This is a genomic window from Vibrio atypicus (assembly GCF_009811315.1).
Classification (GTDB): Bacteria; Pseudomonadota; Gammaproteobacteria; order Enterobacterales; family Vibrionaceae; genus Vibrio; species Vibrio atypicus.
In genome coordinates, this window is the sequence record NZ_BLID01000002.1 from 547,838 (window position 1) to 572,342 (window position 24,505).

At 44.4% G+C, this 24,505-nt stretch carries 26 protein-coding genes; 17 read left to right on the forward strand and 9 right to left on the reverse strand.

Annotation, left to right across the window (positions count from 1 at the left end):
• Nucleotides 1-185: 185 nt before the first annotated feature.
• Nucleotides 186-1,529 (reverse strand): sensor histidine kinase, encoded by a 1,344-nt coding sequence (locus GVO60_RS07020; RefSeq protein WP_159652255.1) that lies wholly within the window; start codon nt 1,527-1,529, stop codon nt 186-188.
• Nucleotides 1,530-1,730: 201 nt separating this feature from the next.
• Between GVO60_RS07020 and GVO60_RS07025 the strand changes: the two genes are divergently transcribed.
• Nucleotides 1,731-3,131 carry an alpha-amylase family protein gene (locus tag GVO60_RS07025; protein WP_159652257.1) on the forward strand — a complete coding sequence of 467 codons (1,401 nt, stop codon included), beginning with the start codon at nt 1,731-1,733 and terminating at the stop codon, nt 3,129-3,131.
• Between the two features lie 68 nt (nt 3,132-3,199).
• Here GVO60_RS07025 and GVO60_RS07030 read toward each other — a convergent pair whose 3' ends face one another.
• Entirely contained in the window at nt 3,200-4,201 is a 1,002-nt protein-coding gene (locus tag GVO60_RS07030; protein ID WP_159652259.1) for a DUF2955 domain-containing protein, read from the reverse strand.
• Nucleotides 4,202-4,211: 10 nt separating this feature from the next.
• Nucleotides 4,212-5,276 (reverse strand): HlyD family secretion protein, encoded by a 1,065-nt coding sequence (locus GVO60_RS07035; protein ID WP_159652261.1) that lies wholly within the window; start codon nt 5,274-5,276, stop codon nt 4,212-4,214.
• Between the two features lie 99 nt (nt 5,277-5,375).
• Between GVO60_RS07035 and GVO60_RS07040 the strand changes: the two genes are divergently transcribed.
• The 3 genes from GVO60_RS07040 (at nt 5,376) to GVO60_RS07050 (ending at nt 9,015) form a co-directional block, all read left to right on the forward strand.
• The gene (locus tag GVO60_RS07040) at nt 5,376-6,236 is read left to right on the forward strand and encodes a LysR family transcriptional regulator (protein ID WP_159652263.1); all 861 of its coding nucleotides are present in this window, start codon (nt 5,376-5,378) and stop codon (nt 6,234-6,236) included.
• Nucleotides 6,237-6,550: 314 nt separating this feature from the next.
• Nucleotides 6,551-7,537, forward strand: coding sequence for a cytochrome-c peroxidase (locus GVO60_RS07045; protein WP_159652265.1), 987 nt, complete (start codon nt 6,551-6,553; stop codon nt 7,535-7,537).
• Between the two features lie 200 nt (nt 7,538-7,737).
• Nucleotides 7,738-9,015 carry a DEAD/DEAH box helicase gene (locus GVO60_RS07050; protein WP_159652267.1) on the forward strand — a complete coding sequence of 426 codons (1,278 nt, stop codon included), beginning with the start codon at nt 7,738-7,740 and terminating at the stop codon, nt 9,013-9,015.
• 34 nt (nt 9,016-9,049) lie between these two features.
• Here the strand turns inward: GVO60_RS07050 and GVO60_RS07055 are convergent, their stop codons facing one another.
• From GVO60_RS07055 to GVO60_RS07070, 4 genes are all read right to left on the reverse strand, one after another.
• The gene (locus GVO60_RS07055; RefSeq protein ID WP_159652269.1) at nt 9,050-9,952 is read right to left on the reverse strand and encodes a homocysteine S-methyltransferase family protein; all 903 of its coding nucleotides are present in this window, start codon (nt 9,950-9,952) and stop codon (nt 9,050-9,052) included.
• 101 nt (nt 9,953-10,053) lie between these two features.
• The gene (locus GVO60_RS07060) at nt 10,054-10,545 is read right to left on the reverse strand and encodes a copper resistance protein NlpE (protein ID WP_159652466.1); all 492 of its coding nucleotides are present in this window, start codon (nt 10,543-10,545) and stop codon (nt 10,054-10,056) included.
• A gap of 167 nt (nt 10,546-10,712) precedes the next feature.
• Nucleotides 10,713-11,408, reverse strand: coding sequence for a flavin reductase family protein (locus GVO60_RS07065; RefSeq protein WP_159652271.1), 696 nt, complete (start codon nt 11,406-11,408; stop codon nt 10,713-10,715).
• Between the two features lie 44 nt (nt 11,409-11,452).
• Nucleotides 11,453-11,947 carry a fasciclin domain-containing protein gene (locus tag GVO60_RS07070; protein ID WP_159652273.1) on the reverse strand — a complete coding sequence of 165 codons (495 nt, stop codon included), beginning with the start codon at nt 11,945-11,947 and terminating at the stop codon, nt 11,453-11,455.
• 290 nt (nt 11,948-12,237) lie between these two features.
• On the opposite strand from GVO60_RS07070, the gene phnC reads away from it, so the two are divergent.
• The 13 genes from phnC (at nt 12,238) to phnP (ending at nt 22,821) form a co-directional block, all read left to right on the forward strand.
• The gene (gene phnC / locus GVO60_RS07075) at nt 12,238-13,071 is read left to right on the forward strand and encodes a phosphonate ABC transporter ATP-binding protein (RefSeq protein ID WP_159652275.1); all 834 of its coding nucleotides are present in this window, start codon (nt 12,238-12,240) and stop codon (nt 13,069-13,071) included.
• 19 nt (nt 13,072-13,090) lie between these two features.
• Entirely contained in the window at nt 13,091-14,086 is a 996-nt protein-coding gene (gene phnD / locus GVO60_RS07080) for a phosphonate ABC transporter substrate-binding protein (protein ID WP_159652277.1), read from the forward strand.
• Between the two features lie 68 nt (nt 14,087-14,154).
• On the forward strand, nt 14,155-14,943 hold the full coding sequence (gene phnE, locus GVO60_RS07085) for a phosphonate ABC transporter, permease protein PhnE (protein WP_217358335.1): 789 nt from the start codon (nt 14,155-14,157) through the stop codon (nt 14,941-14,943).
• Between the two features lie 53 nt (nt 14,944-14,996).
• Nucleotides 14,997-15,692, forward strand: coding sequence for a phosphonate metabolism transcriptional regulator PhnF (phnF, locus tag GVO60_RS07090; RefSeq protein ID WP_159652279.1), 696 nt, complete (start codon nt 14,997-14,999; stop codon nt 15,690-15,692).
• A complete protein-coding gene (phnG, locus tag GVO60_RS07095) occupies nt 15,693-16,145 on the forward strand; it encodes a phosphonate C-P lyase system protein PhnG (RefSeq protein ID WP_159652281.1) in 453 nt (150 codons plus the stop codon).
• Nucleotides 16,142-16,756, forward strand: coding sequence for a phosphonate C-P lyase system protein PhnH (gene phnH, locus GVO60_RS07100; protein ID WP_159652283.1), 615 nt, complete (start codon nt 16,142-16,144; stop codon nt 16,754-16,756). The genes phnG and phnH overlap by 4 nt, the downstream gene beginning before the upstream one ends.
• A complete protein-coding gene (locus tag GVO60_RS07105) occupies nt 16,741-17,871 on the forward strand; it encodes a carbon-phosphorus lyase complex subunit (protein WP_159652285.1) in 1,131 nt (376 codons plus the stop codon). The genes phnH and GVO60_RS07105 overlap by 16 nt, the downstream gene beginning before the upstream one ends.
• Entirely contained in the window at nt 17,864-18,739 is an 876-nt protein-coding gene (locus GVO60_RS07110; RefSeq protein ID WP_159652472.1) for an alpha-D-ribose 1-methylphosphonate 5-phosphate C-P-lyase PhnJ, read from the forward strand. The genes GVO60_RS07105 and GVO60_RS07110 overlap by 8 nt, the downstream gene beginning before the upstream one ends.
• A complete protein-coding gene (gene phnK / locus GVO60_RS07115; RefSeq protein WP_159652470.1) occupies nt 18,739-19,563 on the forward strand; it encodes a phosphonate C-P lyase system protein PhnK in 825 nt (274 codons plus the stop codon). The genes GVO60_RS07110 and phnK overlap by 1 nt, the downstream gene beginning before the upstream one ends.
• A gap of 18 nt (nt 19,564-19,581) precedes the next feature.
• Nucleotides 19,582-20,304 carry a phosphonate C-P lyase system protein PhnL gene (gene phnL / locus GVO60_RS07120; protein WP_167522331.1) on the forward strand — a complete coding sequence of 241 codons (723 nt, stop codon included), beginning with the start codon at nt 19,582-19,584 and terminating at the stop codon, nt 20,302-20,304.
• 12 nt (nt 20,305-20,316) lie between these two features.
• Nucleotides 20,317-21,453 (forward strand): alpha-D-ribose 1-methylphosphonate 5-triphosphate diphosphatase, encoded by a 1,137-nt coding sequence (phnM, locus tag GVO60_RS07125; RefSeq protein ID WP_159652286.1) that lies wholly within the window; start codon nt 20,317-20,319, stop codon nt 21,451-21,453.
• A 16-nt stretch (nt 21,454-21,469) separates the two neighbouring features.
• Complete coding sequence (phnN, locus tag GVO60_RS07130; RefSeq protein ID WP_159652288.1) at nt 21,470-22,054, forward strand: ribose 1,5-bisphosphokinase; 585 nt, start codon at nt 21,470-21,472, stop codon at nt 22,052-22,054.
• A complete protein-coding gene (phnP, locus tag GVO60_RS07135; RefSeq protein ID WP_159652290.1) occupies nt 22,048-22,821 on the forward strand; it encodes a phosphonate metabolism protein PhnP in 774 nt (257 codons plus the stop codon). The genes phnN and phnP overlap by 7 nt, the downstream gene beginning before the upstream one ends.
• Before the next feature lie 8 nt (nt 22,822-22,829).
• Here the strand turns inward: phnP and GVO60_RS07140 are convergent, their stop codons facing one another.
• Both GVO60_RS07140 and GVO60_RS07145 read right to left on the reverse strand, forming a co-directional pair.
• A complete protein-coding gene (locus GVO60_RS07140) occupies nt 22,830-23,684 on the reverse strand; it encodes a tetratricopeptide repeat protein (protein WP_159652292.1) in 855 nt (284 codons plus the stop codon).
• Nucleotides 23,685-23,836: 152 nt separating this feature from the next.
• Nucleotides 23,837-24,505 carry a response regulator transcription factor gene (locus GVO60_RS07145; protein WP_159652294.1) on the reverse strand — a complete coding sequence of 223 codons (669 nt, stop codon included), beginning with the start codon at nt 24,503-24,505 and terminating at the stop codon, nt 23,837-23,839.

Consider the following 24,505-nt stretch of genomic DNA (forward strand, 5'->3'; position numbering starts at 1 on the left):
TAACCTATCAAATTAGACTGCCATGAATTGAGAATTTTAACAATATCCGCGATTTGCTTGGTCATCGCGCGACGGTTTGTTTTTCTAAAGAGGTTGGCTTCTCGATTACGGGATTCAATATGTCCAAAACGTTGGAGTAATGCTCAGCCACGTTCAACATGCGTGACTGAGCAAGATGGCACGGATTAGCTTTTAGGCTTTGGAATTTTGAGCGTGAACTTCGCGCCACCTAGGTCACTGTCGTCGACATGAATGGTGAGTTGAGCGTTTTTAGCGGCTTGGCTCGCTATGGCAAGACCTAACCCGAACCCACCTTTGTTGAGATTTCGGCTTTTATCGAGTCGAGAAAAAGCAATGAAGATTTCTTCTTGTTTATCTTTTGGAATGCCCTTGCCGTTGTCTTCGACATCAATGCACCAATGTTGCTCTGAATCCGACAAGGTAACTCGCACTTCACCATTGCCATATTTGGTCGCATTTTTGATTAAGTTGTCGATGACTAATTTGATATAACATTCAGGCGCCGAGCAAATTGGGCGAATGTCATCTTTGACAATCAATGTTTTCGTCTCTGCATCCGACATGAGATCCAAACGTGTTTGGCACAAATCAATAAGTGAAATCTCGCTGAGTTCAATGCTTTTCTCTCCGGATTGATTGGTTAGCTTAGCCAGTTTGAGAATGTCAGAGGTGAGCAGGGAGATGTCTTCTATGTAGCAATCAATTTGATCGAAGAGTTGCTCTTTTTGCTGAGTATCTTCACGTCTTAAGAGGTCACTAGCAACTTGGATACGTGTAAGAGGCGTGCGAATCTCATGAGGGATAGCGTAAGAGAAGATCTGCGACTGTTTTACTTTGCTTTCAATATCATCTGCCATGTAGTTGAAACTATCGGCAATCTCCTTCATGGGTGAGACTCGGCTGGTTTCAGCACGCACACTCAAGTTACCTTGACCAAACTGCTTTTGAACATCAAGAAGCTTTTTAACTCGTTTATTGACGATCACTAAAGGCACATAGATGAGTAAGCCAAGTAACAATCCGATCATAACAAACATCATGATAAGAAAGTGCGTGTCAGGGTCTTCATACCATTCTTGTTGAAGTTCAAAAGGGTCTTCAAATTCGGTCAGGAGTAAGAACTGATTTGTATCTGGAATAGGAAATGCTGAAGAAAAGTATTTATCTTCGCGGATATAGACATCTTGCCCTTGAAAACTGGTCAGCATACGGCAGCCGGTGCAGTTTTTACCGGCAATGGCGTTGTCGTCAATTAAAGCCAGGCTATGGGTGTAATAGACGAGTTCTCGGCTCTGATTGATCCTTTCATAGAAACCACCGGGCTTTCCTTTGCTGTCCAGGTAGCTTTGTACGTGTATGCCTGAGCTCTCAACAAACGAATCGATGTCCGATTGCATAAGATAGCCGGAAGTTAACTCTATGAATAAGATGATAGCCCCAACAATACCGATAAAACTCGCTGCGTATAAGTAGGTAAAAATTGACCGAGTTTTTTGTCTAGGCTTCATTTTGATATCTGTTCTCATCTGATTTATTGCATATCATACTTTTTATTATTAATAAACTACACAAAACTTTAACCACAGCACATTTACTAAAGGAACACCCATACAGAGAGTGATGGTATGCCAAAGCTGACAGTAGGCGATATTTACCAATTGAATTATAGGAATACTATTCATTGGAATTTTATAATAAGAGTAAACCCTATGAATTATTCTAAATCACTATTTTTGTCTGCAATGGCTGCTTGTGGATTCTCTGGTACGGCACATGCCGATGCGATTTTGCATGCCTTTAACTGGTCGTATTCTGATGTGACGACTCATGCTCAAAGCATCGCAGAGGCAGGATACAAGAAAGTACTGATTTCTCCTGCGATGAAATCAAGTGGTAATGAGTGGTGGGCTCGTTATCAGCCGCAAGATCTGCGTGTTATCGATTCACCTTTAGGTAACAAAGAAGATTTAGCCGCCATGATTGCCGCGCTAAAAGCACAAAATGTCGATGTGTATGCCGACGTTGTTTTAAATCACATGGCGAATGAAAGTTGGAAGCGTGATGATCTCAACTATCCTGGCAGCGATGTACTCAATGAGTACGCGCAGAATGCGTCATATTTTGCTAAGCAAACACTATTTGGCGATTTAACTTATAACAACTTATCACCGAATGATTTCCACCCTGAAGGCTGTATTACTAATTGGGGAGATCCTGGGCATGTTCAGTATTGGCGTTTATGTGGCGGGGCCGGAGATAAAGGATTACCAGATTTAGATCCTAACCATTGGGTTGTCTCTCAGCAACGACTCTATCTACAAGCCTTGAAGGATATGGGGGTTAAGGGTTTTAGAATTGATGCAGTGAAGCACATGAGCCAGTATCAAATTGACCAAGTGTTTACGCCAGATATTACTTCTGGAATGCATGTGTTTGGCGAGGTGATTACGAGTGGCGGTAAAGGTGACTCAAGCTATGACTCTTTTTTAGCGCCTTATCTAAACAACACCAATCACTCCGCGTATGATTTTCCGCTATTTGCTTCTATTCGTCAGGCATTTTCAATTAATGGCGGCATGAATCAACTGCATGATCCGTTGGCTTATGGTCAAGCTCTTGAGAGCTCACGCTCAATTACCTTTACGATTACACATGACATTCCTACTAATGATGGGTTCCGTTATCAGATCATGAACGAATCTGATGAGGCTTTAGCCTACGCGTATATCTTAGGTAAGGATGGCGGCACACCACTGATTTATAGCGACAACTTGCCAGACGCTGAAGATAGAGATAATGGCCGCTGGGCAGATGTTTGGAATCGAACGGATATGAAGCAGATGCTTAAATTCCATAATGCGATGCAAGGTAAAAGCATGAAAGTCTTGCACAGTGATCAGTGCTTGTTGATGTTCCAACGTGGCAAAGAGGGCGTTGTCGGTATCAATAAGTGTGGTGAAGAGCGCAGCTATACGGTGGATACGTACCAGAACGAGTTCAACTGGTTTGTGCCTTACAAGGATGTGTTGAGTGGTGCAACAGAAACCGTTAGTGGCCAATACCATACTTTCAACATTCCGGCGCGAACTGCTCGAATGTACATGTTGTAATTATCTAGCGAAGTTGATGAGTAAGGCGGCACTTAAGTGTCGCCTTATGTTTTTCTATGGTAGCAATATCAAGCTGTACGATGGTTTAGTAAATAGAGTCGAATAGCGTGATGAACGACCCACATGACCATTGCGGTTAAGGTGACGGCGACAAATATTGAACTGAATCGATAGAGTATCGAGAAAAACGCGTCTTTTTGTTCAGGTACGAGCGATGTTGTTAGGGGAACGGCCAATGCTGACATTGCCGAAAACGCAATCGCCGCTTTGATTTGTCCTTTAGTTAACCACAAGCAAAAGGGCCCCATAGCGATGGTAAATGCGAGCCAAAATAAGAGGCCATGGCCAAACCAACTCCCTAATATTAACTGGACAGCCATACCTGCGACGCACCCTAATGCGGTACCAATGATTCGGATTTTTGCCATTGCCATTGAGCCCGCTAGAGTCATAGGCGTGAGTATAATTAAGATCGACGCCTGAGCTGAGAGTGAATCGTAGAGATCTGCAACCTGAAAGACGACAAACGCCGCCATCGCCACGACCCAACCCATCGCGACTTGGCTAATGTAATCAATATCACTTTTAACAGGTGTGATCATCTCGTCTTGGGATACATCTGAGTTTGGCTCCGGAAATAGCCAGTACGCAAGCGCACAGACTAAAATATTGGCAAATGAAATCACCCAAAGATTGACGTTAAATTCTTCAATATCAATAAAATCATAGCTAGCAAAGTTGAGCACAATGGAACCCACGAGCAGTCCCATATAGCCAAACAGGTACGTTTTGGGATTCATCATCGCAATGCATTTAAATAACATCATGATACCAACGGCGACAAACAACAGCGTTGGATGGAATTGAAGATACTCCAGCAAAAAAGTTGCTTGCAGTGTCGTCCAAATGGCAGAAAAACAGACCATAAGTAGCATAGGCAGGTGGAATCGATTCATTCTACCCAATACGAAAAGGGGTAACATGATTGCAAAGAAACCATAAGACCAGCCAAAGAGCATGCTAAGTGCTAACCCAAAAGAGCATCCGAACCAAATACGAAGGCTTTTCATGTCACTGCCTCTAATAAATGTAATGGAACCAGCTCGCTAAGAGAATTTGTACCTTAGCCATAAAGTGCCAAAAAGGTTGGTCTTTTGGGTAAAGCGAAATTGTCGCCCGTGATCCGATAAATAGTGCTTGCGGCATTGCTTCGTCATTACGTAGGTTGACGCGAGTTCGCTGCGCATCTCTTACCCAGCGGTTGTTGACTTCCACTTTCGTTAAGGCTCCGTTTGGGGTTTGTTGTGCAGTAGAAACACCGTAATCGCGGCTTGACACTTCGAACGGATAGATCTGACCAGGATAAGCATCAAAAGCAACGAATGCTCGATACTCATCTGAAAGGCCCGCAACCGATTTTTCTCTAAAGTCTGCAGCAATCCACATGGACCCTGTAGGCACAAACGTGATTAACGGTTGATTCGTATTTGCCATACTACCAATCTCGAGTTGTAGGTTGGTTACAACACCATCGCTTGGCGCAACAACCTGTGTGTTAATGATATCTAGGCGCGCTTTTTCCAAATTGTTTTGAGCGAGTTGCACGGGAGTGCTTTGACCGACCTGATCACCCAATTGCGCGTCTATGACGTTTAGGTTTTGTTTTTCTGCTTTGAGTGCCGCGCGAGCAATTTGGTTCTGCGCAAATGCAGTATCTAGGTTTGATTGAGAGATCACTTTTTGCTCGGATAGCTTTTGAAGGCGTGAATACTCCCGATGAGAGTTGTCATAGCTGGCTTGCGCTCTTGCGATATTAGCCAGCGCAGCTTCACGCTGTGAGTAGAGTGTCGCTTCTTTTTCATATGCAGATTGAAGTGACAACTGGGCTTGTTGTAAAGCGATGTGGTATTTACGGTCATCAATTTTAAACAGCACGTCACCTTGATTTACAGATTGGTTATTCGCGACCAATACCTCTGTTACTTTTCCTGTCACCTCCGGCGCGATTTGCACGACATAGCCTTGAACCCTGCCTTCAGTGGTAATTGGTGCATGACGATCTGCGAGAGTAATGTAGAAGAAAAGAACAATGAATAGGACAATAAGTGTTCTCATCCAGTGCTTAAATTTATGATCTGCCGTCATAGTCATTCCAATTAAAAGAAAAGGGAGGTGGATTATAGAGAAGTTGGTCACAGTTCAGTAGAATGGGAAAGGATACATAAATGACCTAAAAGTAGGACAATGAGCGTAAGTTTAGATGATGTTAATTTGTTTGTTCAGACCGTTGTTCATGGCGGTATTAGTGCCGCGGCGGAAGCGAATGGATTACAGCGTTCTAAAGTCAGTCGACGTCTGCAAGAACTAGAAAAAGCGTTGGGCTGCCAATTGCTGATTCGAACTACTCGTACTATTGAGCTCACAGCTCATGGCGCGAGACTGTATGAACTTGCTGAGCAGCCAATAGGCTATTTACGTCAAGGGCTGACCATTATGAAGGAGCATCAGAACCAGCATAGTGGAAAGGTGAGACTGGCAATACCTTCAGCACTAATGAGTTCGGCGGCGTTCAATGCCATTGTGACGGAATATGCTCAGCGTTACCCAGATGTTTCTATCGAGATTGAAAACCATCAAGAAAGCGTCGATTTAAAGCGCCAAGCCTTTGATTTGCAGCTTCTGCCTAGTGTTGTAAAGGTGACGGACGATAGCTATGTGCAGTTTAGTCTTTTGCCTTATCGTAGTCACTTTGTGGCTGCTAAAGCCTACTTGGACAAGTATCCTGAAATTCAGACAATAGAAGACCTGAAGAATCATCGGTTGTTGACCAATCGGTACAACGCAGATTTATTGAATCCAGAAATTCCTATCGCGCTTAAGTCGGATGATCTCAATTTATTGCGTTCGATGGCAATGAATGGAAATGGAATCGCATTCATTCCTCAGATTCACTCCAAACCAGCGTTACAGCAAGGTCATTTGGTTGAAGTATTGGAGGATTTTTCTCACCCAAAGCAGCATTTAACCCTGATATATCCTTCGGCAATGTTTCTACCCAACAAAGTAAAAGTACTTATTGAACTCTTTAGGCAAAGGTTCCAATAGGAGCTTAGGTGTGCCAATTGGAAAATGAAGAGGAAGTGGGTTGTGTCGGTTTTATAGAATTGATGTGTATCAATAAATGCGTTGATTGATTTGTTAATAACATTGTTGCGTAATTGTTGCATCTTGAACGGTAGTTCAGGTGGCTATTGGTGCGTAAAAAGTAATCGTTTTTAACATCGATTTTTGTCATTAAAACCATCGATTTTTTGCATTTCATTGAGTAAATCAATTCATTTACGGTTGTTTCCAGAGCGCATCAATAAGAAATTGCGCCAAGCTAGTGAGATTTATAATCACTTGAAAAGGAAGCCACCATGAAAGCAATATTTGCAGTGAGCATCTTATCCGCATTGTCATTTTCAGCGCTTGCCGAACGGGAGTCCAGTGAACCAATCAAGGCGATCGAACCCGTACAGGGCCTGGATATGCGTAAAGTCGAGTTAGGAAAAACACTTTGGTTTGAACCACGTTTGTCCGCATCAAACACCATCTCTTGTAATTCCTGTCATAACTTAGCCAAAGGCGGTGTGGATAATCTACCAAGTTCGATTGGCCACAAGTGGGCAATTGGGCCGATAAACTCGCCAACGGTACTCAATTCAGATCTTAACTTTGTTCAGTTTTGGAACGGTCGAGCAAAAGACTTGCAAGAACAAGCGGCAGGCCCGATCGAAAATCCACTGGAAATGGCATTTAGCCATGATTTAGCCATTGATACCTTGCAGTCCATTCCGCAATATCGGGATTGGTTTAATTCAGCCTACGGTTCAGCCACGATTACGATCGACAATGTCACTGATGCCATTGCCACTTTTGAGCAAACGTTGCGTACTCCAAACGCGCCATTCGATCTTTGGTTGAAGGGGGATGACAGTGCATTAACGACAGCTCAAGTTGAAGGGTATAACTTGTTCAAAGAAAAAGGGTGTACCGCGTGTCATAGTGGGCCTTTAGCCGGGGGACAGATGTATCAAAAGATGGGTTTAGTAAAACCATTTGATACTGATAATCCGGACATAGGCCGTAAAGCGATAACTGGTAATGAGTTTGATAAGTTCGTGTTCAAAGTACCGACACTTCGAAACGTTGAACTGACTTACCCGTACTTCCATGACGGCTCTGTATGGGATTTACAAGAAGCGGTCTCAATGATGGCGGATTTACAGCTAGGTAAAAAGCTCACTAAGGATGAATCTGTGAAGATTACTGAATTCCTTAGATCGTTGACGGGTGAGCAACCACAAGTAACCTTGCCACATTTGCCACCTTCAGCCCAAGAAACGGCACGTCCAAACATTTAAAGCCACTTATTGAGTCAAGTAAGGCTTATTAAGTACTTTAATGTGTAAAGTAAGAGCTGGAATCGCATGATATTCGGATGATTTCAGCTCTATTTCGTCTAAATTAAAAATAAGTCCCCAACAGAGGCATTATTGCTCTATAATCTGCGACCGTAATTTTGGTTATGCTTTGTATTAGCCGTTAGCTTTAGGAACAAGATATGTCATTTGCATCACAAAACTTTTCTCCGGAAATCGTGAAAGCGCTTACTGAGTGCGGATATGAGAAATTAACACCCGTACAGCAGAAAGCGATCCCATTCGCACGAAAAGGGCATGACATTCTAGCCAACGCGCAAACAGGTACAGGTAAAACGGCAGCATTTGCGTTGCCGATTGTGCAAAACATTTTAGATAATGCAAAAGCTCGCAGTCGCCATCAAGCGCGCGCGGTTATTTTAGCGCCAACGCGTGAGTTAGCAGCGCAGATTGCTTCGAACATTGAAGATTACACTAAGTACACAGATATCAAGACAGTGGCCATTTACGGTGGTGCAAAGATGTCTTCTCAGCAGAAGGCGTTAGAAGGCGGCGTAGATATTCTTGTGGCCACTCCAGGTCGTTTGATTGAACACCTTGACCTAAACAATGTTTCTTTAGTTAATCTAGAATTTCTTGTTTTTGATGAAGCAGACCGTATGTTGGATATGGGATTTATTTCTGCAATTGAAAGCATCATGTCTGGCGTTTCATCAAAGCCTCAAACAATGTTGTTCTCTGCGACATTCTCTGCGCAAATGAACAAATTGGCAGGTGAGCTTCTTCGCCAACCTAAACGTGTTTCTGTCGCGCGTGAAAACGTAACTGCAGATACCATTGCTCACGTCGTTTATCCTGTCGAGCAAGAGCGTAAGCGTGAACTGCTTTCTGAACTGATTGGTCGTAAAAACTGGCAACAAGTGCTTGTTTTTGTGAACTATAAAGAAACGGCCAATGAACTGGTTAAAGAACTGAAGCTTGATGGTATTAAGGCAGTACTTTGTCATGGTGATAAAGCGCAAAGTGCACGTCGTCGTGCATTAGATGAGTTCAAGTCTGGAAAAGCGCGCGTGATGATCGCAACCGATGTTGCTGCTCGCGGTCTGGATATTCAAAACTTACCTCACGTGGTTAACTTTGATATGCCGTTCCTAGCGGAAGACTATGTTCACCGTATCGGTCGTACAGGGCGTGCGGGCCAACGTGGTAATGCCGTTTCATTTGTAAACCGTGAAGAAGAGTTAACTTTACAGCAAGTTGAAACGTTAATTGGTCAACGCATTTACCGCAAAGAGCTTGAGGGCTATGAGCCTAAAAACCGTGCGGCATTGTTAGAGAAAATGCACTCAAAACCGGCGTTTAAAAACCGTAGAACGCGTCAGAATAACCCAAGTGATTCTAACCAAGGTGCAGCAGAGCGTCGTTCACGTCTTCGCCGTATGATTCGCGACAAAAAGTAGTCTCTTACTACAAAAATGAATAAACGAAAGGAGCCTAAATGGCTCCTTTTCTTTTCCAGTCACTTAATGCTTGAATATATTTGGGCCCAATACCACAACAGCCGCCAATAATATTAGCGCCAGCACGTTTCCATTTTTTGGCAAAATTTAAATATTCTTCAGGCGTTAATGAGCGCATTGATTGAAGCGCGTCATTGGCTTCATGGTCTTGCTCAATGACTTCAAAATTATTCGCATACGCGCCAATTTCAATATCAGCTCTTCCTGCTTGTTTGAAGGCAGATTTAGCATCTTTAATCGCTTGTTCTATTACTTCCGGGACAGAGCAATTAAACAACATACCTTGAATGTCGCAGTTAACGAGCTCATAAGCCGCATCTTTAACCGTTTCACCAGATCGCAGTTTTGCTTCATCTTGTAGCGTATCCTCCAGCGTGAAAGCGTAGTAACTTGGTTTGGAAGATTGACTTAAAATTGAATGGTTAAGGTGAAACTCTTTAATCGAAGCCAGTGTTTCGATAATCCATAAGTCGACGAACTTATCTTGGGCTAGATAGAGGGTTTCTATGATTGGTTTAGCCAGTTCAGCATCAAAAAGGTCTGGGCGATAACTTCCCATTGCTGGTGGAATACAACCGGCAACTTGGACACGATTTTTGCAATCATCCGCCACGGTTCGCGCAATTTCAGCGGAAAGCTGCGCAAGACGGGATCCTTGCTCTTGGTAGAGTTTGTCACCTAAATGAAAAGGGACGCACGCGTAGGCATTGGTAATAATGATTTCTGCGCCAGCGTCAATAAAACGTTGATGGGCCATAGCAACGTATTGAGGCGCTTCCATTAAGGCTTGTGCGCTCCATAGAGGCTGAGAAAAGGGCGCGCCAATTTCTTTTAGCTCTCGCCCTAATCCACCATCGAGAACGGTTAGCATATCCATATTTAACTACCACACATATGTTAAAGTCATTGTACTCATCATATGGGCTAGTAGGCGAAAATGAAACGTCTAATCGCTTTCGCTGGTGTGCTTGTATTCAGTTATTGTTTACGTAACTGGTAGTGCTCTGCGAGATCGCCACTGACTCGCTCACCATTCATATCCAACTTAAATAGGATGTTTTCACCAACGAAATACTGGTTTGCGCCAGTTTCGTTTTCTAAGGTGATGATACTGCCTTTTTCGTTCCAGCTCAGTTGGCCTTGTGATTTAAAATGACCATTTTCTTTACCTAGATAGGTTTGGTTAACACTGTAGCTACCATCGTGATTGAGCGTGACTTCGGTTTCAATACCCTCACAATCAGCGCATGGCAAGATGCCAACATAGGTACCGTTCCAGTCTAAAGCTATGTTCGCACTATGACCATCATCTGTAGTTGATACTTGTTCTTCCATTGCTTCATCGACAGTAACGTCAGCGGGGATTTCGACAAATTGCTCGGTAGAAGTTGTCGGTTCAGGAGCTTGATCATCTTGGCAGCCAGCAAGAACAAAAACTGCACTTGTGAGGATTAATAGGGATTTTTTCATCATGTTTTCCTCTGGGGTGGGGGAGTGCTTATAGTAGATTATGAAACAAAACACTCGTCAGAAGTAAGTGAAAACGCGATGAAGATTGAGTGAATTTATCGCTTTGTGAACAGCGAACGTCAACATGGCGTCAACGTTCATTAAGCTAATCAATGCTGATATGAAGTTTAAATCAAAGAGAGGTTATTTTTGAAAGCCTCCCAAGATGATGGTTCGCCTTCCCTAGTTAAAGGATAGGTATCATGCTGAGTTTTTGCGTAGCTTAATCTTTGTATTCGCGATGTTACATGGTAGCTATCTAATCCAGAGACTGTGACGAGCTCTAGGGCTTCGATATCAAGATATCCATCTGGCATCAGTGCGTGCGCGATGGTTTCAATAAATTGAATTTCACCAATGATCATTTCTGTTTGATTGCTTTCAATCGTAATTCGTTCGATGAACTTCATCGCCATCTTTAGTGGGCTCTCTAGTACGAATGGTGCTTTGAAGTCGTTGTGTGTATAAGAGGTTAAATCAACAGCGTCAAATTCTGATGTTTGTTTAGGGTAGCGAGCAGAGGTTTGATGAGCTTTAACTGCTAAGTCTGTACTGACGGCGTTAATGGTGTAGAAACCTGTATTCAATATGTTTTCAAGGCTGTGGCGCTCTACTTGGTGGGGACGAACAATAAACCCCAGTAGTGGAGGGTTAGATCCGAGATGGATAACTGAACTCACAATGGAAAGGTTGTGGTTTCCATTTTGGTCGGTAGAACCAATTAAATTAGCACTTTTGAATCCTGAGAGTGAGTTGACAAGATGTGCTCTCTCTCTTGTTGCCATTTGATCAAGTTCGCGTTTAGATAAGGTGATGTTTTCCATATTGTAATTAGGGCAGCAAAGGCCGCCCTATATTCCCTATGCAGTTATTTTGGAAGAATGACTTGATCAATCACGTGAATGACACCGTTTTTCGCTTTAACGTCGGCCGCGATGACCATGGCGTTATCAACCATAACTTTGCTTCCCATAGTCTTAATCATAACGTCTTGCCCTTGGACCGTTGTTGCCTTGTTGAGTTTGACGACGTCAGCGGCCATGACTTTTCCTGCAACCACATGATAAGTAAGAACCGCGATAAGCTTATCTTTGTTTTCTGGTTTGAGTAACATTTCTACTGTGCCATCTGGTAGTTTGGAAAACGCTTCATCGGTAGGCGCAAAAACAGTGAAAGGGCCTTCACCTTTCAACGTGTCGACTAGCCCTGCTGCTTTCACTGCGGCAACTAAGGTGGTGAAAGAGCCATTTTCTACCGCAACATCGACGATGTCGGCTTTCATTTTTCCGTGTTCGTGAGCGGCAGCTGTAAACGTCATACAGGCCAGCAGTACAGAAAATAAAATCGCAATTCTTTTAAACATAACGTATTCCTTTGTGTCTGCGTTGTTACTCCGATTGAAGTAATCACTGTTACGGTACTTCTCTTAAGTTCGATCAACTGAGCGTTTTATTAACTTTTCATTAAGGCGTTATCTAGACAAGTTAGTCAGCTTGTCTAGATAATCTTGGTAACCCTTTCTGTTGCTTGGTTCTAAGCGGTTATACCTTTCTTTGGCAGCCGAGGTTTGCCATCTTTCTGACATCGTTTGTTTATAAAAACGACACATAAACGCGCCACGCTAGGGACACTATTTAACGAGGTGCTCAAAGTATGGACAGCATTATTGAAGTCAAAGGTCTTACAAAAACCTTTGGAGATAAGAAAGCACTAGACGCGATCGATTTCAGCATTAATTACCAAGAGATGACGGCTTTACTTGGCCCTTCTGGCTCGGGGAAATCGACTCTTATGCGTCATTTAAGTGGTTTAGTCTACGGCGATAAAGACCAATGTGGCGAGATCCGTGTTCTAGGAGAAACGGTTCAAATCAACGGACGTGCAACATCGGATGTAAGACAAAGGCGCGCACAGGCAGGCTACATCTTTCAACAATTCAATCTTGTTAACCGTTTATCTGTACTTACCAACGTGTTGATTGGTGCCATGAGTCATACACCTTTATGGCGTACTTTAAGTGGTCAATTTACTGCCGAGCAAAAACAACAAGCTTTAGCTGCTTTGGATCGCGTGGGAATGAGTGATTTTGCACATCAACGAGTGTCGACGCTTTCTGGTGGACAACAACAGCGCGTCGCGATTGCTCGCGCTTTGATGCAAAAAGCAAAGATCATTTTTGCCGATGAACCTATCGCATCACTTGATCCTGAATCGTCGCGCATTGTGATGGAATTACTGACGGATATTAACCAGCGTGAGGACATTCCTGTCGTGGTCACCTTGCACCAAGTTGAGCACGCTCTCAAATACTGCAAGCATGTGATTGCGCTCAGAGAAGGCAAAATTTTTTACCAAGGTGAAAGCTCCTCCATAAGTAAACAAGAGCTAGAACAACTCTATTGTTACCAACCTGATGTCAGCGCCGATGTGAGCGACACTCGACCACTTACCGCGATGACGAAAAACGCAACTCCCCTAACTAGTTAACACACAAAGGATATTGAAGATGTTACGAGCACTTAAGACGATAGCTTGTGGTCTTGGACTACTTGCGGCTACGACAGCGACATCCGTTTCAGCAAAAGAGGAAATGGAATCGCTTAACTTCGGTATTATTTCAACCGAATCGCAGCAGAATCTAAAAACAGTGTGGGACCCGTTCCTAAAAGACATGAGCGATAAATTGGGCGTGGAAGTAAAGGCTTATTTTGCACCAGACTACGCGGGTATCATTCAAGGGATGCGCTTCGACAAGGTTGATGTTGCATGGTTTGGAAATAAATCAGCAATGGAAGCGATAGACAGAGCAGGAGGCGAAATCTTCGCTCAAACGGTCGACGCGCAAGGAAATCCGGGTTACTGGAGCTTGCTGATTACCCATAAAGACAGCCCAATCAACAGCGTTGAAGATATGATTGCGCAGCGTTCAAAGCTAGCGTTTGGTAATGGCGATCCTAATTCGACATCGGGCTTTCTTGTGCCTTCGTACTATGTGTTAGCGAAGAACAATATTCAACCTTCAGAATTCAAGCGTACGTTGAACTCTAGCCATGAGGTTAACCTTTTTGCTGTTTCAAATCAGCAAGTAGATGTGGCAACCAACAACACTGAAAGTATGCGCCGCTTTGAACGAACTAACCCAGAGAAATTCGCCAATATTAAAGTGATTTGGCAATCGCCTTTGATTCCTTCTGATCCAATCGTATGGCGTAAAAATCTACCGGATACAGTGAAAAATGAACTTTACAGTTTCTTCATGGATTACGGTACATCAGGTAATGCGAAAGAGCTCGCGATTCTTAAAGAGCTCGATTGGGCACCGTTTAAACCCTCAAGTGATTTACAGTTATTGCCAATTCGTCAGTTAGCGCTTTACAAGCAATTGAATAGCTTGAGCATACAAACAAGCTTAACGGATGAGCAAGTTTCAAAGCTGGAATCGACCAAGAGCAAACTTGCCGCTCTGAATCGTCAAATGAGCGCGCTTGAAGCGATGGAATAACATCCTAGTGAGCTGGAGGCGCTTGCTTCCAGCTTTTGATTCCTCGAAGTTTTTAATGGATAGATACAATGAGTAGTACAACTCAAAATTTGCCAATGGAACCCACTTCTCTGTGGAAACGTTTTGCAATCATGTTGGTCGTAGCGTTTGTTCTTGCTTGGTCATGGCAAGGTGCGGAAATGAATCCGGGGCAATTAATAAAAGACTCTGGAAACATGGTTGAGCTAGGCGCGGATTTTTTCCCACCTGATTTTACGCACTGGAAACTCTACGTTGAAGAGACCCTAATTACGATTCAAATTGCATTATGGGGAACGATATTGGCGGTCGCTTTGTCCATTCCTTTTGGTTTGATGTGTTCCGAAAATATTGCGCCTTGGTGGATTTATCAGCCGATGCGCCGATTAATGGATTCGGCTCGTGCAATCAATGAAATGGTCTTTGCGATGTTGTTTGTCGTCGCTGTAGGGCTAGGGCCTTTTGCCGGAGTCCTTGCTTTATTCGTTCATACCACTGGCGTACTCGCAAAGCTATTTTCTGAAGCGGTAGAGGCGATAGATATTGGCCCTGTTGAAGGCGTTCGGGCGACTGGCGCCAATAAGGTTGAAGAAATTTTATACGGTGTTTTACCTCAGGTTTTACCCCTTTGGATTTCGTTTACCTTGTACAGGCTTGAGTCTAACGTTCGTTCAGCCACAGTCGTCGGCATGGTGGGTGCGGGTGGTATTGGGGTTTTGTTATGGGAAGCGATTCGAGGATTTCAGTTCCAACAGACGGCTTGCATTATGTTGATTGTCATAGTCACCGTCAGTTTGATTGATTTTGCCTCCCAGCATATTCGAAAAATGTTCATTTAAACATTTATCACCACTTGTCTAGATAAGTCATCAGAGATGTAGAGAGATTGAAGATGCGAGTGTATTTAGATATTGCGAAGCACCTAGAACAAGATGTTCGTCGTTACTTTCAAGCGGGTGATTATTTGCCAGCGGAGTCGGCGCTCGCGAAGCGCTTTGATGTCAATCGTCACACCGTACGCCGAGCAATTGATGAGTTGGTATTCAATGGGTTGATAGAGCGTCAGCAAGGTCGGGGCAACATGGTGGTGAGTCAACCCTTTGACTACCCACTCCATTGTGGTGCCCATTTCACTGACAATTTGTTGGAGCAGGGAAGTTCTCCAACCAGCAAGGTGATAGAACGAGGACTGATCGCGGCAAACGATAAGGTGGCTTCGTTGTTTGAGGTGCTGCCTGAGTCGCCGATCATCAAACTGACCACATTACGAAAAATTGATGGCGTGCCAGCAAGTGTGATTGACCATTACTTGTCAGATGTTCGCTGGTGGCCTGTGGTTAAGCACTTTGAAGTCGGGTCATTGCATCGGTATTTAAGAGATAAGTTAGACCTTCAACTCACGCGAAGAACCACTCGATTGAGAGCAATTATGCCGACGAAAACGGATTGCCGTTTACTTCAATTGCCGGGAAAAACGCCAATCATGGCATTTAAAACGACCAATGTTTTAAAGGGAACAGACCAGGTCGTGGAGTTTTCATCTTCACACACGCGTTCTGATCTGGTTGAGATTGTTTTGGAGCACTAAATGAAAACAGAACACATGAACCAACGTCGTCAGTGGATGGCGGCGTTAGCAAGGTGTGAGCACCATGCCTTATCTAAGTATTGGCAACAGTTTGGCTTAAACCCGAAATACCACTTCGTACGTGAACCGGAGGTTGGCCTTGCCCAAGTCCGTGCGCGAATGGGTTCGACAGGCAACCCGTTCAACATGGGTGACGTTACCATTACTCGCACCGTGATACAGCTTGATAGTGGAGAGCTGGGCTACAGCTACATTACAGGAAGAAATAAAGCGCATTCAGAGGTAGCGGCTGTGATCGATGCTTTAATGCAAACCTCACTGCAAATGGACTTACAAGAACGGCTTATTAATCCATTAAAGGCCGAGCTTGTCGAGAAAGAGCAGTCTAGGGCTAAGCAAGTCTCAGCCAGTAAGGTGGATTTCTTCACCATGGTTAGAGGAGAAGATGAATGAGCCAAATAGTAAAAGGATTGGACTCTGCAGTACATGAAGCGCAGCAAATCTTTCGTTTGCTAATGGATGCGATGGCAAAGCCTGGTCTGGTGGTAGAGGTACCAAGTGACGTTCAATTTGGCGAGGTTAGTGCGGCTGCGACTCAGCTACTTCTTACCTTGTCAGATAACTCGACGCCCTGTTTTTTGTCTCAGCGTTACTTAAATGACGCCCATTTTGTTGAGAACTTTCGCTTTCATTGCGCAGCGCCAATAACACAAACCAGAGAGCTTGCAGATTTTGCTCTTATCTCTGGTGAAGAGGCCACGACATTTTGTGGCTTTGCAATGGGCGAGGGGAGTTATCCGGACAAAAGCGCGTCCATCATTATTGAGGTGGACTCTTTGGAGTCAGGGATCGAGTGCTTGCTTACTGGGCCCGGCATTCAAACAAGTTCGAGCGCAAACATAAAAGGACTTTCAGACGAATTACTTATGGCATTAATAAGTGGGCGAGGAACATTTCCTCAGGGCGTTGATCTCTATTTATCAAGTGGTCATCAAATCATGGCAATACCCAGAACTACTCGAATCCAATTAAGTACAGAGGAAGCATTATGTACGTTGCAGTAAAAGGTGGAGAAAAAGCCATTGCCGCGGCACACCGGCTTCAAGATCAAAAACGCCGAGGCCCAGAATCTCAGCAGCCACTGAGTGTCGATCAAATCTCTAATCAGCTAGCAGGCGCGACGGATAGAGTGATGACTGAGGGTAGCGTCTATGACAAGGAGTTGGCAGCTTTGGCAATCAAACAAGCAGGGGGAGACCTCATTGAAGCGATTTTTTTGCTCCGAGCCTACCGAACCACCTTGCCAAGGTTTGTTGTAACCGAGCCAATAAACACAGAAAACATGCGAATTGAACGAAGAATTTCCGCAAGTTACAAAGATCTCCCTGGCGGACAGTTGCTGGGGCCTACTTACGATTACACGCATCGCTTATTGGATTTTTCGCTTTTGGCCGAAGGGCGTGAAAGCAATGAGGTGAGCAAAGAGAGAGCTGAGCCTGAAGTGAACTCTCACCAGGAAGAAAAATCAGAGTTTTGCCCGCAAGTGTTAAAGATTCTGGAAAAGCTTGGATTGGCAGTGGAGGAGTTGGATCAAGGAAATGAACCTGATGATATAACGGTCACTCCCCCCATTTTTCCTGCGAATCGCAGCGCTAGGCTACAGCAGTTGGCGCGCAGTGATGAAGGCTTCTTACTTGCGCTAGGATACTCGACTCAACGCGGCTATGGACGCAATCACCCATTCGCCGGTGAAATTCGCTCTGGTCAAGTTACATTGGAAATAGTGCCTGAAGAACTCGGCTTTGCTATTGAAGTTGGCGATATTGAATTGACCGAATGCCAGATGATCAACGGCTTTACAGGCAGCAAGACAGAGAAAGCTAAATTTACTCGTGGTTACGGCGTCACCTTTGGTTTTTCAGAACGCAAAGCAATGTCGATGGCATTGGTCGATAGATCGTTGCAACACAAAGAATACGATGAAGTACCCCAAGGCCCAGCTCAGGATGAAGAGTTCGTCTTGTCTCATGGCGATAACGTCGAAGCTTCGGGCTTTGTTAGTCATTTGAAGCTCCCTCACTACGTCGATTTTCAATCCGAGCTTGAGTTGATTCGTAAGTTACAAAAAGAGTACGACCAACGCAGTCAAGCCGATAAGGAGAGCCACCATGATGTATGAATCAGGCCAAGCCAGTGGCTACAATTATGGATACCTAGATGAGCAAACTAAGCGGATGATTCGCCGTTCACTCCTTAAAGCTATAGCGATACCTGGCTATCAAGTGCCATTTGGTGGGCGTGAAATGCCTATGCCTTACGGGTGGGGAACTGGCGGCATTCAAATTACGGCAGCAATTATCGGGCAGCCAGATGTACTAAAAGTGATAGATCAGGGTGCAGATGACACGACAAATGCGGTATCTATTCGCCAGTTCTTTGAAAAAGTCGCGGCAGTCACAACGACAGAAAAGACCAGTGATGCAAGCTTGATTCAGACTCGGCATCGAATTCCTGAAAAGCCGCTGAAAGAAGGGCAGATATTGATCTATCAAGTCCCTATTCCTGAGCCACTGCGCTTTATCGAGCCTCGCGAAACGGAAACCCGAAAAATGCATGAACTGGAAGAGTATGGCGTGATGCACGTGAAGCTGTATGAAGACATTGCTCGATATGGCCATATCTCTACTTCTTATGCTTATCCCGTAGAGGTGAACGGACGACACATCATGGACCCTTCGCCAATTCCAAAATTTGATAACCCAAAGATGAATCAAATGCCTGCTTTACAACTGTTTGGTGCTGGGCGTGAAAAGCGTATATATGCTATTCCGCCTTATACCGATGTGAAAAGCCTCGATTTTGATGATCATCCTTTTGAGGTTCAAAGGTGGGGCGAGCCATGTGCCATTTGCGGATCCACAGAGAGTTTCTTAGATGAAGTGGTAACCGATGATCAAGGCGGCCGAATGTTCGTCTGTTCGGACACGGATTATTGTCGCGAACAACAAGCGCTACCAAAGAATGAGGAGTCAATGTCGTGTCTGTAATGGAAGTTGAAAATAGCAGCGGTTTGGCTGAAATAAATCGAGCTCATCGCGAACCTCAGCCACTGCTTAAGGTCTCTCAGTTGACCAAATTGTATCAACCGGGTAAAGGGTGTCAGGCTATCAATTTTGAGCTTTGGCCGGGAGAAGTGCTGGGCATTGTTGGGGAATCAGGGTCTGGTAAAAGTACCTTGCTGCGAGTGCTATCAGGTCGTGAAGATCCGGATAGCGGTGATGTTCAGTATCAAATCTCATCTAATAATAGTGTTAGTTTGTACGGTTTGTCAGAGAGTGAGCGTCGTCGTCTATTGCGAACCGAGTGGGGCGTTGTGCATCAACATCCTATGGATGGATTGCGCCCTAGAGTGTCGGCAGGAGGAAATATCGGGGAGCGCTTGATGGCGGTCGGCTCAAGGCACTACGGAGAGATTCGAGAGCAAGCCACCGACTGGTTAAGCCAAGTTGAAATCCCCGTCGATCGTATTGACGACATGCCAATCACCTTTTCGGGAGGCATGCAGCAAAGGTTGCAAATTGCACGTAATTTAGTCACCCATCCGAAGTTGGTGTTTATGGATGAACCAACGGGGGGATTAGATGTATCGGTGCAAGCTCGCTTGCTTGATTTGATTCGAAATTTAGTAACAGAACTCGGTTTGTCTGTGGTCATTGTCACGCACGATTTGGCGGTCGCTCGTTTGCTAGCCCATCGCTTAGTTGTGATGAAGGAGAGCCGAATTGTCGAGACTGGCTTAACGGATCAAGTTTTAGATGATCCGCAGCATCCATATACGCAATTGCTCGTCTCATCAGTATTACAAGGGTAAGAAAGTACGATGAATACCATGAAGAACAAGGTGATGCTCCGTGTCGAGAACATCAGTAAAACCTTTGTGTTGCACAATCAAGGTGGCGCGAGTTTGTCGGTACTCGATGACAGCAGCTTTCAAGTAGAAAGTGGTGAATGCGTGGTTTTACTTGGACAGTCTGGCTCAGGGAAAAGTACGCTGCTCAAAGCGCTCTATGCCAATTACTTGGTCGATGGTGGGCAAATTCTAGTTCGTCAAAATCTCGATAGTCGTCATTGGATAGATCTCGTTACTGCGACGCCTAAATCCATTTTAGAAGTAAGAAAACACACGATCGGTTGGGTGAGCCAATTTCTACGTGTTATTCCAAGAATTAGCGCATTGGATGTGGTTAGCCAACCTTTGGTTGAGTTAGGGGAAAACAAAACCATAGCGCGTGAAAAAGCGAAAATATTGCTTCGTCGTCTTAATGTGCCAGAGGCGCTTTGGCATCTAGCACCTGCGACTTTTTCTGGTGGTGAACAACAAAGAGTCAACATCGCTCGGGGCTTCATTGTTGAGTCACCAATACTGTTACTTGATGAACCCACCGCTTCATTGGATGAGAAAAATTGCCAGGTGGTGATTGAACTGATTTCTGAAGCCAAGCAACGAGGGGCCGCTATCGTCGGCATTTTTCATGATGAGTCTGTTCGTCAACGGGTAGCGGATAAGATTTATGACATGTCCAAATCAACGTTATTCGTTGTTGAACATTAGAAAGGGATTGAGATGATTATTACTAACGTACAACTGGTATTGGAAAATGAAGTCATCAATGGCTCGATTGAAATCGAAAACGGTGTGATTCGAGCTATGTCTGATTCGGGTAGTCAACAACCAGGTGCCATCGATGGGAATCAAGGTTACTTGATGCCAGGGCTCATAGAGCTTCATACGGATAATTTAGAGAAGTATTTTACGCCAAGGCCTAAAGTGAGTTGGCCTGAGTTGTCTGCAATGGCCGCGCATGACGCTCAGTTGATAGGGGCGGGTATCACGACTGTGTTGGATGCCATTGCGGTTGGGGATGTTCGTGATGGCGGACACCGTCAGGAAAATCTCGATAAAATGATTGATACGATAGTGAAAAGTGGGGACTTGGGCTTAAATCGTGCCGAGCACTTTGTGCATATACGCTGTGAATTGCCGCACGCCGCTACATTGGAATTGGCCGAGAAGTATTTAGATCTCGAACAGACTCATATGGTATCACTGATGGATCACTCTCCCGGTCAGCGTCAATTTGTCAATCTGGATAAATATTATGAGTACTACCAAGGGAAGTACAATTTGAATGATCAACAAATGGCTGAGTTTGAGAAAGATCAGCGCGCCCAATCGGAACAATGGTCAGATGCTAATCGCTACGCAATAGCCAAATTGTGTCGCGAGAAACGAATCCCTCTTGCAAGCCATGACGATGCGACTCGAATGCACGTTGAAGAATCACACTCATTGGGTTTAGTGTTAGCAGAGTTTCCGACCACGATTGAAGCGGCTCAGCGTTCTCATGAGCTTGGCTTAAAAGTGATGATGGGCGCGCCGAATGTCGTACGTGGAGGTTCTCATTCAGGTAACGTCGCCGCACATGAATTGGCCACTTTGGGTGTGCTTGATGCTTTGTCTTCTGACTATTTCCCGGGAAGCTTAATCGACGCCGTATTTAAGCTAGCGGATGATGAACGTAACGATCTTGACCTTGCGGCGGCAACGCGACTGGCAACAGCGAATCCAGCTTCTGCGCTAAACTTATCGGATAGAGGTGTAGTTAATGAAGGTTTGAGAGCCGATTTACTTTTGGTAGAGCGTAAAGCGGGCCAAGCGAAGATTCAGCAAGTGTTGCGACAAGGTAGTCGAGTTTTTTAACGAGAGGGAAATAGCGGTGGCGAAATTGTTTTATGTGTTGGGTGCGTCGGGTGCTGGTAAGGACTCAATAATGAATATGGTTCGGGAACAGTTAAGAGATCCGCTTATGGTGGCCCACCGCTATATAACTCGACCAGTTTCTTCAGGTAACGAAAATCATATTGAGCTATCAGAGCAAGAGTTTGATTTTCGTATCAATCGAGGTTTATTTGCCATGCATTGGCAGGCGAATGGTTATCGTTATGGGATTAGCAATGAAGTGTGCGATTGGCTTGCACAAGGGTTAGATGTGATGGTTAATGGTTCCAGAGCGTATCTACCGACAGCAAAAGCGCGCTTTGGTGACCAGCTGCAAGTGGTTTGGATTTTCGTCACTCCGGAGATTTTACAACAACGGTTGCAATGTCGAGGGCGAGAAAGTGCCCAAGAGATCGCACAACGTTTAGAGCGCGCAATTGCATACGATTCTGTTCGACCTGCAGATGCGATAGTGATCGACAATAGCGGCTCATTGCAAAGTAGTACCGAGCAATTTCTCACTCAAATGGAGAATACGGTACAAGGCCAAAAAATAAAGGTAGCGATGGATTCACCATGTTAAGGCTTACCTTACTCGGCACTGGTGCAGCGGGTGGTGTTCCTCTTTACGGGTGCCATTGCACCGCATGTGAAGCCGCAAGTAATGACTCCAACAAGGAGAGAAACCCCTGCTCGGCGATGGTTGAGTGGGGAGAAGAGCATAATAAAAAACGCCTGTTGATTGATGCTGGGATTATGGATATTCACAAGCGCTTTCCGCCTGGGTCCTATATTGGCTTTTTGCTCACTCACTTCCATGTTGACCATGTGCAAGGATTGTTTCATTTACGTTGGGGGAATGGACCGAAGATTCCAGTGTGGAGTCCCAATGACCCCTTAGGTTGTGCAGATCTCTTGAAGCACTCTGGATGTTTAGATTTTCGCTCTAACCTTTCTCATGCGGTTTCTTTTTATATCGAAGGGTTGAAAATAACGCCATTAATGATGGAGCACTCTAGGCCTACATTCGGATATTTATTTGAGTTTGAGGGGCATCGAGTGGCCTACTTAACCGATACCGATGGATTACCCACGAAGACGGCGCAGCATTTAGCATTAGTAGAGCAACTTGATACGCTAATTTTAGACTGCTCTTTTCCTCCTGGTACTGAGCGCGGGAATCATAGTGATATTGATACTGCGTTTGAAGTTTATGAGCGTCTGAAGCCAAAGCAGTTCGTCATTACCCACATCAGCCATGAACTAGACTGTTGGTTGAAGGAACATAGCTTATCGAATGAAGTGACGATTGGCAGAGATGGTTTGAGTCTCTCTCTGCCATTGTTGTAGAAAACGAATTAACTGTGTTCATTTAGATTTGGTAATAGGGTATCGAAGTGTGGATTGCCGTGTAGCCCTTCGAGATCCGGCTCATTAGTGATTAGATCTCTAATCGTTGGCGTTGCTTCAATCGCTCGCTCTAAATCTTCAATTGCTTGTTCTTCAATACCTAAGCGTGAGAAAGCGCAGGCTCGTTGATAGAGGGCAGGTCCATTGGTGGTATCTAGCTCTAAAACTCGATTACATAAGCTGAGAGCCCAGTTGTACTCTTTGATCTCCATGGCCGCATCTGCTTTGTAGGTCAAGGCTTCTAGATCTCCAGGACGGATCGTAAGAATTTCATCATATACATCAATTCGCTGTTCTGCGGTTGGCATACTTTGCGCACGCAACCATAAATTGTGAATCTCGTTAATACGTTCAATTTCTTTGTTATTTTCGCTGATAATCCGCGTTTTACGCTTTAGATCTCGCTCCAATGCACTGAACTTTTTCTCGTACTCTTCAGCGATAGATTGTAGGCGTTTGTCCGCCATTTCTGTGGTGTTGTTTTTGAATTCACGTAATGATTGCCAACCGACAAAGGCGATAAGGGAAGCAACACCCGCAATGATGTAAAAGAAATAGGTAACAGTAACGTTGGCATAATTGAGGGATTTGTCCGCGACAGCAAGCTCTCTGTCGGTGACTTGGATGACCATGCGGCGTTCTAAATCTTGCTGATCTTGGCGCAGAGCTTTGAGTTCATCGAGAATGTAACGCTCCATCAAAGGGCGATCGAGCACCTCGCTTTCGGAGTAACTTTTCTCCTCTGCAAGAACAGGTTGGCAGAGGAAAAAGAGTCCTATCGCTATAGCAATCAAAGTTCGCATAACAGCATCCATATATAAATCATTGTTTTATTAAGCTTTAACAGTAGCAAAATAACCATTGATTGAGTATGAATCAGGCTAAATTTTTTGCCTTATTTACCGATAGGTTTATAGGGTTGTTTATTTTTGTATCTATTGTTTGATAGAAGAGTTTAGTTCACACGATCTAAATGAGGGTGAGAGACTTTATCTATCGCTTCTTTGCGCGACCGGACATTAAGCTTCTTATATAACTTGTACACATGGGTTTTTACTGTGCTTTCCGCCACGAATAAACCTTCTGCAATTTCCAAATTAGACTGGCCTTGAACCAAGCGCTCTAGCGTCTGCTGCTCTCTTTTGGTTAGATTTAGGCTTAGCTCCTGATAGTTCAGCGCGTAAGGTCTAATATCCGTGAGCATTTTAACCATGAGTTTTCTAGGCAACCAGAGGTCATTACTGACAACAGCCTCGAGACAACGTAGCAAATGATCGATGGGCGCGTCTTGATACAAGATACCTTTTAAATTGGAATAGGCTGCTAGTTTTAAATCATCAGAGCTATGGGGCACATCGTAGACAATAAGACCATTGCTACAGGTATGAAAACGCTCCTTAATATCGTGATCGGCTTTTTCTAACAAATCATACGAAACCAAGACAATGTCTGCAGAGCAAGAATAGCTTGAACAGCGTTCATAAAAATCTTGCAAACTCTTTCGGTTGAAAGTGAACGCACTTTTTTTCTCGATCTCACGTCTAATAAATTGATTTTGAATACAATTTTTTCCAACCAATATAATATTTATGTTTTTGTTATTCATACTAGTTTCAGAATGCAT

Excerpts from the sequence above, each read along its gene's own strand:
- GVO60_RS07020 (WP_159652255.1), bottom strand. The coding sequence starts at position 1,529 with ATGAAGCCTAGACAAAAAACTCGGTCAATTTTTACCTACTTATACGCA.
- GVO60_RS07025 (WP_159652257.1), top strand. The coding sequence starts at position 1,731 with ATGAATTATTCTAAATCACTATTTTTGTCTGCAATGGCTGCTTGTGGA.
- GVO60_RS07030 (WP_159652259.1), bottom strand. The coding sequence starts at position 4,201 with ATGAAAAGCCTTCGTATTTGGTTCGGATGCTCTTTTGGGTTAGCACTT.
- GVO60_RS07035 (WP_159652261.1), bottom strand. The coding sequence starts at position 5,276 with ATGACGGCAGATCATAAATTTAAGCACTGGATGAGAACACTTATTGTC.
- GVO60_RS07040 (WP_159652263.1), top strand. The coding sequence starts at position 5,376 with ATGAGCGTAAGTTTAGATGATGTTAATTTGTTTGTTCAGACCGTTGTT.
- GVO60_RS07045 (WP_159652265.1), top strand. The coding sequence starts at position 6,551 with ATGAAAGCAATATTTGCAGTGAGCATCTTATCCGCATTGTCATTTTCA.
- GVO60_RS07050 (WP_159652267.1), top strand. The coding sequence starts at position 7,738 with ATGTCATTTGCATCACAAAACTTTTCTCCGGAAATCGTGAAAGCGCTT.
- GVO60_RS07055 (WP_159652269.1), bottom strand. The coding sequence starts at position 9,952 with ATGGATATGCTAACCGTTCTCGATGGTGGATTAGGGCGAGAGCTAAAA.
- GVO60_RS07060 (WP_159652466.1), bottom strand. The coding sequence starts at position 10,545 with ATGAAAAAATCCCTATTAATCCTCACAAGTGCAGTTTTTGTTCTTGCT.
- GVO60_RS07065 (WP_159652271.1), bottom strand. The coding sequence starts at position 11,408 with ATGGAAAACATCACCTTATCTAAACGCGAACTTGATCAAATGGCAACA.
- GVO60_RS07070 (WP_159652273.1), bottom strand. The coding sequence starts at position 11,947 with ATGTTTAAAAGAATTGCGATTTTATTTTCTGTACTGCTGGCCTGTATG.
- phnC (WP_159652275.1), top strand. The coding sequence starts at position 12,238 with ATGGACAGCATTATTGAAGTCAAAGGTCTTACAAAAACCTTTGGAGAT.
- phnD (WP_159652277.1), top strand. The coding sequence starts at position 13,091 with ATGTTACGAGCACTTAAGACGATAGCTTGTGGTCTTGGACTACTTGCG.
- phnE (WP_217358335.1), top strand. The coding sequence starts at position 14,155 with ATGAGTAGTACAACTCAAAATTTGCCAATGGAACCCACTTCTCTGTGG.
- phnF (WP_159652279.1), top strand. The coding sequence starts at position 14,997 with ATGCGAGTGTATTTAGATATTGCGAAGCACCTAGAACAAGATGTTCGT.
- phnG (WP_159652281.1), top strand. The coding sequence starts at position 15,693 with ATGAAAACAGAACACATGAACCAACGTCGTCAGTGGATGGCGGCGTTA.
- phnH (WP_159652283.1), top strand. The coding sequence starts at position 16,142 with ATGAGCCAAATAGTAAAAGGATTGGACTCTGCAGTACATGAAGCGCAG.
- GVO60_RS07105 (WP_159652285.1), top strand. The coding sequence starts at position 16,741 with ATGTACGTTGCAGTAAAAGGTGGAGAAAAAGCCATTGCCGCGGCACAC.
- GVO60_RS07110 (WP_159652472.1), top strand. The coding sequence starts at position 17,864 with ATGTATGAATCAGGCCAAGCCAGTGGCTACAATTATGGATACCTAGAT.
- phnK (WP_159652470.1), top strand. The coding sequence starts at position 18,739 with ATGGAAGTTGAAAATAGCAGCGGTTTGGCTGAAATAAATCGAGCTCAT.
- phnL (WP_167522331.1), top strand. The coding sequence starts at position 19,582 with ATGAAGAACAAGGTGATGCTCCGTGTCGAGAACATCAGTAAAACCTTT.
- phnM (WP_159652286.1), top strand. The coding sequence starts at position 20,317 with ATGATTATTACTAACGTACAACTGGTATTGGAAAATGAAGTCATCAAT.
- phnP (WP_159652290.1), top strand. The coding sequence starts at position 22,048 with ATGTTAAGGCTTACCTTACTCGGCACTGGTGCAGCGGGTGGTGTTCCT.
- GVO60_RS07140 (WP_159652292.1), bottom strand. The coding sequence starts at position 23,684 with ATGCGAACTTTGATTGCTATAGCGATAGGACTCTTTTTCCTCTGCCAA.
- GVO60_RS07145 (WP_159652294.1), bottom strand. The coding sequence starts at position 24,505 with ATGCATTCTGAAACTAGTATGAATAACAAAAACATAAATATTATATTG.